Below are 10,593 nucleotides of genomic sequence, written 5' to 3'. Positions count from 1 at the left end.
CGCAGCGAACCTCCCTCGTCATAGGCAGATCCTCCGGGAGGTGATCGCGCCAACCGGTCACGCCGCGGGCAACGAGACCGCCTGCATCGGCCGACGCGCATAGCCGCGTCCAGCTCTCGCGGATGGCGGCCCAGGTCGCCGGAAATCCACGAGAGCCCTCGACGCGCCGTCCGATGAGGCCGCTCCCGGAAAGCGTGGCGAACTGGCGCTGGTTGAGCAGGAAGTAGCCTGCGCGGTAGGGCGCCTCGGGCGACACCAGGGCGCCGTAGGTCGCGAGCTGGACGGCGGTCCCCGTCTTGAGCTCATCGAGCCGCGTCCTTGCGCTTCTGGTCCACTTCAGGTCGAGGATGACGGCGTTGCTGTCCCGATCGCGCGTTACGAGGTCCACGGCGCCACGGATGGCCAACGCCTCTTCGAGATCCCCGCTAACTTGGAGCTCCGTGGCCTCGACGGTCAGGTCGTTATCCGTGAGGGTCTGGGCGAGCACGGCCATAGCCGCAGGCAACCGTTCGCGGGCATCGGACAGCTGCGCCGCCAATTCGGGATGCCGCAGCGGTGCCGCCAGCTCGTCGATGCGGCCGTCGAGCAGGCGCTCGGTCATCTCTGCGGCCTTCTCCCTGGATGGCGGTAGGCCCGGCTGGAAGATCTCGCAGGCGATCGCATGGGCGAGGTTTCCCAGGAGGCGGTTGGCATCGGGGATGGAACGGCTGCGACCTGCCCTCAAGCCGGCCACGTGCTTGAGGGCCCACATGAGTTGGCAGGAGAGCAGGTTCTCGAACGACGTCGCAGACTGCGTGCGCCCGATCATGCGCGCGGCGTAGCCGGTCGGCGTCGACCAACGGGCGCGGGGGGCGGGCAACGCGACCGTCTCCACGGGGATCCTCAGGACGAGCCTGCCGGCGAGGATGAGGGATGCCGATGTAGTCGCATCCTCCAACCGGATCCGGTCGGCGAGCCGCTCCGTGGCCGACGCCATGCGGTAGGCAAGAGGGTGCATCGCCTCCTCGTCACCCGAATCGAGGCCGCCGGCGATAAGCAGCACGTGATCGCGTGCGTTTAGAACCGCGCGTTCCCAGGCGCTGCTCGCGGCGCGGCCGGCGAGAGCGACGTCGTCGGGCGGGCAGCCGCGCAAGGTCAGCTCCTCGCGCTCGCTCCGTGTCCATGGCTGCCGCTGCCAGGCTGCCGTCGCGCGGAAATTCCACCAGACCACGATGGGCGTCGGGGCCCACACGGCTCCCGGATGCGGTACGCAGCGCCACCGCGATGCCTCGGCATCTGCGTTGGGATTGGCCTGTCCGACGTCAAGCGCCTGATCGACGATGCGCTCCACCAGCGTGCGTGGCAGATGCGATCGTCCGAGGGCGACAAGCGCCTTGCGCACGTCGCTCGCTAGCGTGGCGGTCGCCCGATAAAGCGGGTCGGAATCATCGGCATGCCGTGCGAGAGCCCACGAGATCGTGCGATCGCAGACGGCGAGCGCGGTTTGCAGGGGCATGCCGGCGTCGGGGTCGGCGACGTCGGGATCCGCCCATGCCCTCCAGCGATCGATCCGAACCCGCGCCGCCCGAACCTTGGCCTTATCGCCGTCGGCTTCGGCCGTCTCGGCCTCCTCTATGAGGCTCCAGGCAGCGGTCCATCGGATGCCGCCTCGGCCGGGCGCATCCTCCAGGGCGGCGGCAAGCAGACGCGATGCCCGTGGCGCGATCGGGGAAGTCGGAAATACCAGGAGCTGCATCAGGGCGTGCGCATCGAAGGGCGCCCATCCGACCTTGAAGCCGAGCAGGAGGATCTGCAGCGAGCCGCGATGCGGCGAAGGGCGGCTTCGCCCGGCCCGCGGCTGCCCCGCGCCGCACAGCCCATGGTCCAGGAGATCCGTGTCGGAGTCCTGCGCGACCAGAACAGCCTGTCCGACAGGGTCGGCGGCGAACCATTGGCCAACGACCTCTGCCGCAAGCGCCGCGCTTGCCGACGTCGCCACCGTTACGGTCCCGTCCGGGCCTCCCGTCGGCTGTACCCCCGAAAGCATCCAGCGCTGAAGACGACCGAGGGCTGAAGACGCAGGCGCCGCCGGCAGCGTCGAGATCGGCTCGACGGCGACGTTGCAGGCCTCGATGCTGTCGAGGAGACGACGCCAGCCGGCGGAATGAAGTTCCCGCGGATCGATGAGCCTGATGCGGGCAATGGGAAGTCTCGGGCGGCTGGCAAGGTCGGCTACGAGCGCGGCGACCCGGTCGGCGAGGCCAAGCGGCATCCCAGACGCGGCCTCGTCGGCGGCTGCAAGATCTTGGAGGCGCGCTTCGGACCAGTCGTCGGATCGATGCCAACCGGCGTCGATCAACTCGTCACGCCAGCGAAGAAGCGTTCGCGCCGTCGCCCAGGCGTCGACGGTCAGCGAGCGCGACCAAAAGCGAGGTCCGTCCTGGATGCGCTCGAGGACCGCCTGGAAGGCGGCGATCCGCACGACGCTGGCGGTCGGCGGCGAGCCGAGACCGCGCGCAGTCTCGAGGATATCAAGCAGCCCGTTGGGACCGACCACCGGCGCACCGAGTGCGGCATCCTCGAGGCCCCCGTGTTCGGGGAAGGCTGCCGGATCTGTCCACTGCCCGAAAACGACCTCCATTCGCGTCTCCCCATGGCCGCATCTCGAAGCAGGCGATTCACTGCCGCCGCCTGTCGGTCGCGTTGCTGTCGCGAGTACGGCGCGTTTGCACCGGACATTCCCGTATTCTTGTTCGATCAGGATGCCACCGCATGTCCGCATGCCGCAATGACAGCCGCGCTCGCGATCCACAACATCCGCTCGGTGTCGATCAGCGGATCTACGACAAGCAGATCGGCTGGACGGATGCTCTTGAAGTCTCGTTTCTTCGCCGCAGTATATCTTGGCAGCACGAGGACGTCGCGGAGATCCGCGTTGCGCGCCTCGAGCCAGGCGCGATCGCGAACCACCTCGTCAAGGCGCTGCCGGCGCAAAGTGGCGCCCAGCGCCTCGCGGAACTCGTTCAGAGGCAACCCCTCGGGCAAGTCGACACTGATCGTGCCATGATGCAAGGCTACCCCGAATGGCGCGGGCATGGTCCAGGAAGAGGGGGTCTGGAACGCCGCAACGGACCAATCATCCCAACCGTGCTCGAACTTCACGGGGAACAGGTTGTTGGCGCCTGGCCAGAGCACAGCAGATCCGTATTCGGTCTTCCTCAGCCTCGTGATGGATCGCGAAACGTTGTCGGTGGCCTGCATGACGACGACAGGGACGCCGAGATCCCCGGACAGCTGCGCGCTGCCGGAACAGGCGGCGGCGAAGATCAGGACGGTCCGCTCTTCCGCAGCAGACGTTCGAAACGTGCGACCCGCAACCACTCTGCCTCCATTGCCGGACCGATTTCCATCGAGCATCCGCGTCCGTGGGCAGCGGTCGCCGATCCCTGACGCCGACACCGTCATCATCTGTCTTTGGCTTTGCACATGGCTTCGACGATCCGGCGCGTGACGTAGAACTTCCGCGCGATTTCGATGTGATCGAGGTTGCCGTTCCTTATGGCCGTGCGAAGGGTCTTCTCCGTCAGGAGACCGGAAGGCCAGAAGAGGGCCGCGGCCTCCCGCAGCGTCATCAGCTCGTCGAGCGCCCACGTCCACGGATCCGGTTTCGCCTGAACGCGCGCCAACTTTCCGTCTTCCATCGATCGATCCACAGCGGAACTAATAGTGTCTATAGGATCTAGTTGATCTAACGTCAAGCGAGCTCCCGCGAAAAAAGCGGTGCTGGCCGCTCCAGCCATCTTGCCGGTCGTCGGCGCCGGTGTGCACAAGCGGACATGGATGACGACGCCAATCGCGATAAGGCTCCTCCGCTCGACGCCTTTCAGGTTCGTGCGGCGCGGGCGCTGCTCGACCTGAGCCAGGATGAGCTGGCTGCGATGTCCGGGCTGGGAAGGTCTACGATCAAGAGGTTGGAAAGCGAAGCGAGCGACGCGCGAGGATCCGTCATGATGGTCCTGCGCCGCTGCCTAGAGGACGCCGGCATCGTATTCCTCTTCGACGAGAGGCTTGGTGACGCCATCCTCGAACGGGGTGTTGCCATCAGGCGCGGGATGGGGCCGACGAAACGCCAGACGAAGCCGCGCGGTCGACCCAGCATCAAAGAATAACCAATTAGTACCTATTGACACTATTTGATTGCTGATTAGATTGGTGGCTCTCATCGGGAGCCGTCACGTGTCCAATCATACGAGTTTCTTCGATCGCGATCGGGCGGTGTCCAACGGCGGGATGGTTCCAGCTTCGGGAAACGCCGATGGTAAGGTGGCGGGGGGCCGGATCGGCAAAGCCCGCTCGCAGGCCTGCCGCTACCGGGCCTACATTACCAGTGACGCTTGGCGCTTCTCGCCAGCACGTCAGGGCGAGCTCCTCGCAAGCGGTCGTCGTTGCCGCCTTTGCTTCAAGGGCGGCGCCGGGGCGACGCTCACGGTCCATCATCGGACCTACGCGAGGCTCGGAGCCGAGGCGCCTGGCGATCTAACCTGCCTCTGCGAACCTTGCCACGACGGCGTCACCGACATGTTGCGGGCCCGCAAGGCGCGGAGCCGTACGGCGCCTACCCCGCGCGACGTGCCCCGCATCTTCGACCGCATCCTCGTCGATTCGTTGGAGGTCCGGTCGTGAACCACTCGATCCTCAAGGTTCGCCTCGTCGGGGTGGCGCCGCTGCTGATGAGATCGGGGCAGATGGCCGATCCGTTGAATCCGGTCGTCCGCGAACTCGAGCGTTACACCAGCCGCCGGAAGAAGGTCGACGCGGACCATCTCAAGATCGCGGATCTCGAATTTGCCGGCAGCCTTTGGCTGCAGGATGGCCGTCCGTGCCTCCTCGCCGGAGCTCTCGAGGCCGCGATCTGCCAGTCGGCGGCCAGGCGTCGCGCCAAGGCTTTATTCCGCGGCGCGGTGATGGTCATGGGCAACAGCCCTCTCCTCTACGACGGCCCGCAGACCGTGGCGGGCCTGCAGGCGGACAGTGCCTTCCGCCTGCGCATGCCGGTCGCGATCGGAGGCCGCCGGCTGATCCGCACGCGCCCGATGTTCCGCACGTGGTCGGCCATCGTCGAGTGCGGTTACCTGGCTTCGCTCGTCAATCGCGCCGATCTGATCGACGTCCTGATCGCAGCCGGCGACACGATCGGCGTGGGCGACCATCGTCCGCGTTTCGGAAGGTTCGCCGTGGCTCCGCTCGACGAGCCGCAGCTGACGCACGACTAGGTTTCCAGGGCGCCGCACGGCTAGGCGGATCGTGCCATGGCATGGCGACAGGGCGGCGGTCTGACCGTCGCCCTTCCAACATCTCTCTCGACCTAAGGAGGCCCCGATGCATGATTCCACGGAATGCCTTGAGGATGCTGCAGGGAACGTCTGTCGGACCCTCGAAGGCATGGTTGCGACGCTCCACGCCACCGGCGCGTACAGGGTCCTGTCGCGTCTCGATCTGCCTGAGGGTCCGTGCTGCACCGGCGGCGACGTCGACACGCTGGTCGGCCTCGCCATCGATCTCGAAACCAGCGGCCTCGACGTTGAAAGGCACAGCATCGTCGAATGCTCGATGCGCCGCTTCCGGTTCGACCGGCGGGGCGCGATAACCGCGATAGGCCGGCCCTACACCTGGCTTGAGGACCCGGGTTCGCCGCTCGATCCGGCAATATCCGCCCTCACCGGCCTAAGTGATGCCGACCTCGTCGGGCAGCGGATGGACGATGCCACGGCGCTGACGCTGATGCGCTCGGCCCACGTTCGGGTCGCCTACAACGCGAGCTTCGACCGGCGCTTCATCGAGCGGCGCCTGCCTACTTGCGCGGGCATGGCGTGGGCTTGCGGCCTCCAGGACGTCGATTGGCGGGCGCGGGGATTCGACGGCAGCGGCCGCGCGCTCGGATGGATCCTCGCGCAATGCGGCTTCTTCCATGGCGCCCACCGGGCCGGGAATGACGTCGATGCGCTGATCGCCATCCTGCGTCACGAGACGGTTGAGGGCCGCACCGCGATGGCCGAACTGATGGAGACGGCGTGCAGGCCCGGATGGCGCTTCCGCGCCATAGGAGCGCATTTTGACGTGAAGGGGCGGCTCAAGGAGAGGGGTTATCGCTGGGACGCTCTTGAGGCTGTGTGGTGCCGGGAGGTTCCCGATCACGCCCGGGACGACGAGTCGGCATGGCTCGAATCCGCCGTCTATGCGCCCGCGTGCCGTCCGCGGTCCGACGGTCCGGCCATCGAGCAGATCACCTGGTTCACCCGCTATGCGTAGGCAGGCCGCCTCGTCTTGCTACCGGCCCGCCGCGATCGCGTGCGCGCTCGACGTCGTCCGCCGCGCCGTGTCGGAGGACGCGGCCGCAGCGTTCGCCGCGGTCATCGCCCTTCGTCCGAAGGGCGATGGTCCGCGCGCTATCGCCCTTCTCGCCTTCGGCGAAGCGGCCGGCTTCGGGTCCGAACCGGAAGCGGTTTGGGAACGGCTTCTCGATCTCGACCGGCAGTTCCTACTGAGCACGGAGCTGAACTTCCTGGCGCCCGAGGCCGAGGAGGACCCCTATGGCCTTTGGCCGGCGATGGGCCGCGCGGCCGCCGATGCCGCCTCGACGACCAGGCCCCGCCCCGAATCCTTTCTGCTTTCCGACACCATGATCGACCTTCTGGACGAACCGCATCGCGGGCCGGCCCGTCGCGATCCGCCCGTACCGGACGCGATGAGCGCCCTTTGGATTTCGACGGTTCGAGCAGCGGCAAAGTCCGGTCGCGGGGTCCACCTGGCGTTGCGCGTGCGGGGCACCGATGGCCGCGAGACGGACGCGTTCGCCGGCTTGGTCGCGGCGGACGGTCGCCGGGTCGATTACCTCCCGGCGATCTCCGCGGTGTCGGCCCTGATACCGATCGTCCTTCGCGCGGAACTGCACGCCGACGACGACGCGCATGTCGTCGTCGTCGCCGGCGAGGCGATGTTTCGCCAATCCTGGAGCGACGAAGCTCCCGACGACGACGACGCGGCGAAAGACGCGCGATCGTGGCAGATCGCGTCGCAAGCCGCGGCGTCGCTCGGTTGGCTGGGCCGGCTCCGCCACGTTTACGTGTGGAGCGCACCGGCGAAGGGGTTCATGCCGCATGATCTCGACGGGATCGTCGGCGCCTGCATCGGCCCGTTCGCCACGGATCCCGCCTGGAACGAGCGGGTGGTGGCGGACGCCATCCCGGGCCTCCGCGCCGTCGGCACCGCCGCCCTGCTGCGCCAACTCGTCGACCCTCGCGAAGTCGCCGCGATGGCTGCGGTCGCCCGTGCGGCGGTGCAGGGCGCCGGCATCGGTCTCGACGAGGCGTGCCGCATCGTCGCGCGGTCATTCGGCGACCGGCCTGGCGGCCTCGACGCCCTGCCGCCGCTTCCGCCGGCCTACGATGCGCGTCTGCTCGTCGCGGACCACGACGTCGGCCTTCTCAATGAGCGGGCGGCGGAGCTCGCGCGCAACGCCGCCCGGGTGCTGTTCTGGGGGCCGCCCGGCGGCGGAAAGTCGGCGGCGGCGCAAATGCTCGCGCGCATGTCCGGCCGTCCGATGATGATGGTGAGACCCGCCGCCATCCTCGCCCACCGTTGGGGCGACATGGAGCGCCGGCTCGAGGCCCTCTGGCGGCAAGCCGCCGGGGAGGGCGCGACGCTCGTGGTGGATGAACTCGATTCCCTCTGCGGACGGAGAGGGTCGGACGACTCGGCGAACGGCGTCTTGGTCCGCACCCTGACCGACGAGTGGCTGCGCGCCCTCGACGCCTTCCCCTCGGTGTGCGTGATCGCGACGGTGAACGATCTCTCCGCCATCGACGACGCCGTTCGCCGCCGCTTCGCCTTCGTCGTCGGCGTCAGCGACACGCTGACCGCGGATCGCGAGCGGCTCGCGTGGGATCTCATCCTCGGCGTCGAGCCGCCGTCGGGGTGGATCGCCGTCGGTGCCGCCGTCGCAGACTTCGCCCTCGCGGCGTCGCGCTGCCGCATGCTCGGCTTGAACGATGCGGCGTCCCTGGCCGATGCCGTCGTCCGCGCCCGCGCGGCGCGGCTTGGCATCCTGTCGACCGATCCGGTCAAAGGACGCGGCGAGCCGCTTCACTGATTTATCCGCGGTCGCGGCGGCCCGACGCCTTCCTGCAACCGGACCGTCGACGCCCGCCGAACCTCGGCGCGGCGTGCCCTGATCCCGTCCCGGGCGGACGCCGGAGACCAAGCTTCTAATCCTGCGTCGGCCGGTCTTCGGCGTCGTGAACGTTGCGGTCCGGACCCGCCCGATCCCGGCTGCCGCCGGGAACCTTCAGCATGGTCCTCGCGACCAGCCCGTCGGCGATGTCGCCCCAGCCGTTACGCTCGAGGGACTCCTTCAACCGCGACTGGAAGGACGCCGCGAATTCGGGACGCTCCCCGGTGTCGTCGTGGTTCAGGCAGCGGACGTGCAGTTCCGCCCAGTGCCGGTGGCCCAGCCCCTGCGCGATGATGTCGTGCGCGAACGTGAGCATCATCGGCGTCCCCAGTTCGTGCGAGGCCTTCGTCAGGGCCTTCGCGAGCGACTTCGGCAGTTTGGTGGTGCGGAATACGACCTGCATCTGGATTTTCCTTTCATTTGTGCTGATGGGGTGTTTCAGGGGTTCGATCGCCGTTGGTTGGCGCCTACAACCTTTCAGCTGGTTTCATCACGCGTCGCGGTCGGGCGGCCCTATGACGGCGTCGACAGAGTCCGATCCGTTTTTTTGCAAACCATTCTTGTTGGCGCCGGAATGGATCCGGAAATGGCCGGAATTGGTGGGAATCGGATGGTTTCGGACGGAACGGAATGGAACCGTCCCCTCTGGAGCGGCATGGTTTGGAACGGGAAAGACCTTGCACATGAACCACAGGGTTTCTTTGAATGCCGTCTTCCACCAGAGGAGGATCACGTCGCCCTCAGCCGGGCGCGGTTCCCGAATGGCCACGAAATGACGTTGCCGCCGGATGCCAGCGCGTCGTTCTGCTCGGCGCTCGGCGCGACCTGAGCCGCCGCCGGCGCCGGGCGTTCCGGGTCGAGGCCGGCCGCGCGGCGCTTCTCGGCGTACATCGCGCGCCGCGCCGCGTTGTCCTCGTGGTCGTCGAGGGCGTCGCGCGCGGAGCGCGTCCCAAGAATCGTCCAGTGCCCGTAGACGCCCTCGAACACCGCCTGCGAGCAGCTCAGGAACGCCGCCATCTCAGTCGCGGACGCGCCGCGCTGCAGGCCCCAGACCGCGCACGTGTGGCGGCTGATCACGTGGAAGATCAGGTCGATCGTGGCCGGCGGCGGCGGCGTGTCGCGACCGGCGTTGGGCAGGAGCCTGGCGCCGTGCAGCGCGTCCTCGTCGCGCACGACGAAGCGGCGGTCGTCGGCGTCGACCTTCATCGGGTGCATGCCGGCCGCGACAGCGATCTCGCGGAAGGCGTCGCCGACGTAGCCGATGTAGCTCGAGCCGTCGTCGGCGTGGACGACGTGCGTGCAGCACTCCCTGAGGTCGCGCGCGTGCCAGGCGCGCATCAGGGCGGTGAGCTTGCGCGGGGCGATGATCGGCTTCTGCCCCTTCGTGCTGTCGGGGTTCTTGAGGCCGACCCTGTGCAGGCAGGTCAGCCTCTTGGCGCCGAACGGCGCGAAGTCCACGAACCCGGCGAGACCGTCAGTCTTCCAGCGCATCCTCAGCAGAGGCATGTGGCGCGTGCCGGTGCGGTAGCCCAGCACCAGCATCCGCCGAATCCCGCGCCACTCGCGCAGGCGTGCGCGGTCGACGTAGGGGCGCGTCACCATCCCCGGTCTGCCGAGGCGCTCCAGCTTGAACGTCTTGCCGGCCTCGTCCCACACCATGTCGACGCCCGCCGGGTCGAAGACGGTGATCGTCTGGAAGCGGTCGGCCGCCTCGTCCCACAGCCAGCCGCGGGCGGCGCGCAGGTAGCGCACCATCTCGCCCTTGTCGAGCCAGGCAAGGCGCGGGCGGCCCTTCGCCGGCATCCTGATGTGCGGCATGTACTGGAGGTTCAACTGCTTGCAGTAGAACCGCACGGCCTCGCGCAGCACCATCAGCTCGCCGCGGATCGTCTGGTCCGAGACCCGCTGCCTGGTCCCGTCCGGGAGCTTGTTGCGCCCGGGCATCTCGGAGCGGATGTCGACGTACTCGTCGCAGCTCTCGTGGTTGATGTCGAAGAGGTGTCGCCCCGGGAAGGACTTGCGCACGCGCTCGAGCTTGTCGCCCTTCTTGCGGTAGCTCTGGATCTCCGCCGCCGTGGCGCCGTAGACCGGCTTGCGGCGCTTCTTGTAGAAGTCGCAGATCTCGTCGAGCGTGACCGCGGACGGCGCGATCCGGCCAACCGCCGCTGCATAGTCGGCGAGCTTCGCCGACTCCGCTGCGGCCTCCGCCTCCTTCATCTGCGACAGCCGGAACCCGGTGCTCTTCTTGCCGAGGTAGAGCATCGGATCGGCGTCGGCCTTGCCGCCGCGCTTGCGCGGGCGGGGCGCCGCGTCCTTCGCCGGCCGCCCGCGGGAGGCGCGGCCGGCCTGCCGCGTGGCGATCTTGTCGCCGGTGCCGGCGACCT

11 protein-coding genes are annotated in these 10,593 nt (G+C 68.1%); 5 read left to right on the top strand and 6 right to left on the bottom strand.

The genetic code is table 11. The features are described 5' to 3' along the window. From GSQ79_RS29000 to GSQ79_RS15340, 3 genes are all read right to left on the bottom strand, one after another. The coding region (locus GSQ79_RS29000; RefSeq protein ID WP_210253100.1) for a PD-(D/E)XK nuclease family protein at nt 1–2,620 on the bottom strand (2,620 nt) is incomplete at its 3' end. Between the two features lie 116 nt (nt 2,621–2,736). Next, on the bottom strand, nt 2,737–3,240 hold the full coding sequence (locus GSQ79_RS15345) for a hypothetical protein (RefSeq protein ID WP_158809560.1): 504 nt from the start codon (nt 3,238–3,240) through the stop codon (nt 2,737–2,739). A 203-nt stretch (nt 3,241–3,443) separates the two neighbouring features. Further along, a complete protein-coding gene (locus tag GSQ79_RS15340; protein ID WP_158809559.1) occupies nt 3,444–3,665 on the bottom strand; it encodes a hypothetical protein in 222 nt (73 codons plus the stop codon). A 150-nt stretch (nt 3,666–3,815) separates the two neighbouring features. Between GSQ79_RS15340 and GSQ79_RS15335 the strand changes: the two genes are divergently transcribed. From GSQ79_RS15335 to GSQ79_RS15315, 5 genes are all read left to right on the top strand, one after another. After that, nucleotides 3,816–4,148 (top strand): helix-turn-helix transcriptional regulator, encoded by a 333-nt coding sequence (locus GSQ79_RS15335; RefSeq protein ID WP_158809558.1) that lies wholly within the window; start codon nt 3,816–3,818, stop codon nt 4,146–4,148. A gap of 67 nt (nt 4,149–4,215) precedes the next feature. Beyond that, a complete protein-coding gene (locus GSQ79_RS15330) occupies nt 4,216–4,662 on the top strand; it encodes an HNH endonuclease signature motif containing protein (protein ID WP_158809557.1) in 447 nt (148 codons plus the stop codon). Next, nucleotides 4,659–5,252, top strand: a complete 594-nt coding sequence (locus tag GSQ79_RS15325) for a hypothetical protein (protein WP_158809556.1) — start codon at nt 4,659–4,661, stop codon at nt 5,250–5,252. The genes GSQ79_RS15330 and GSQ79_RS15325 overlap by 4 nt, the downstream gene beginning before the upstream one ends. A gap of 106 nt (nt 5,253–5,358) precedes the next feature. Next, on the top strand, nt 5,359–6,288 hold the full coding sequence (locus GSQ79_RS15320; RefSeq protein ID WP_210253099.1) for a 3'-5' exonuclease: 930 nt from the start codon (nt 5,359–5,361) through the stop codon (nt 6,286–6,288). Then, a complete protein-coding gene (locus GSQ79_RS15315) occupies nt 6,281–8,128 on the top strand; it encodes an ATP-binding protein (RefSeq protein ID WP_158809555.1) in 1,848 nt (615 codons plus the stop codon). The genes GSQ79_RS15320 and GSQ79_RS15315 overlap by 8 nt, the downstream gene beginning before the upstream one ends. Nucleotides 8,129–8,243: 115 nt before the next feature. Here GSQ79_RS15315 and GSQ79_RS15310 read toward each other — a convergent pair whose 3' ends face one another. The 3 genes from GSQ79_RS15310 to GSQ79_RS15300 form a co-directional block, all read right to left on the bottom strand. After that, nucleotides 8,244–8,612, bottom strand: coding sequence for a hypothetical protein (locus tag GSQ79_RS15310; protein ID WP_158809554.1), 369 nt, complete (start codon nt 8,610–8,612; stop codon nt 8,244–8,246). 87 nt (nt 8,613–8,699) lie between these two features. Beyond that, nucleotides 8,700–8,942 (bottom strand): hypothetical protein, encoded by a 243-nt coding sequence (locus GSQ79_RS15305; protein ID WP_158809553.1) that lies wholly within the window; start codon nt 8,940–8,942, stop codon nt 8,700–8,702. After that, nucleotides 8,939–10,593 (bottom strand): hypothetical protein (locus tag GSQ79_RS15300; protein WP_210253098.1); only part of this gene is annotated, 1,655 nt, incomplete at its 5' end. The genes GSQ79_RS15300 and GSQ79_RS15305, both read right to left, overlap by 4 nt.

Origin of the sequence: Beijerinckia sp. L45 (assembly GCF_009765775.1) — a bacterium.
Taxonomy (GTDB): Bacteria; Pseudomonadota; Alphaproteobacteria; order Rhizobiales; family Beijerinckiaceae; genus RH-AL1.
Note: the sequence above shows the minus strand (reverse complement) of the source record. Positions and strands in the feature narration are given on the sequence as shown.

Bases quoted from the DNA above. Each gene is read 5' to 3' on its own strand.
- GSQ79_RS15315 (WP_158809555.1), top strand. From the start codon at position 6,281: ATGCGTAGGCAGGCCGCCTCGTCTTGCTACCGGCCCGCCGCGATCGCG.
- GSQ79_RS15345 (WP_158809560.1), bottom strand. From the start codon at position 3,240: ATGCAGGCCACCGACAACGTTTCGCGATCCATCACGAGGCTGAGGAAG.
- GSQ79_RS15320 (WP_210253099.1), top strand. From the start codon at position 5,359: ATGCATGATTCCACGGAATGCCTTGAGGATGCTGCAGGGAACGTCTGT.
- GSQ79_RS15335 (WP_158809558.1), top strand. From the start codon at position 3,816: ATGGATGACGACGCCAATCGCGATAAGGCTCCTCCGCTCGACGCCTTT.
- GSQ79_RS15310 (WP_158809554.1), bottom strand. From the start codon at position 8,612: ATGCAGGTCGTATTCCGCACCACCAAACTGCCGAAGTCGCTCGCGAAG.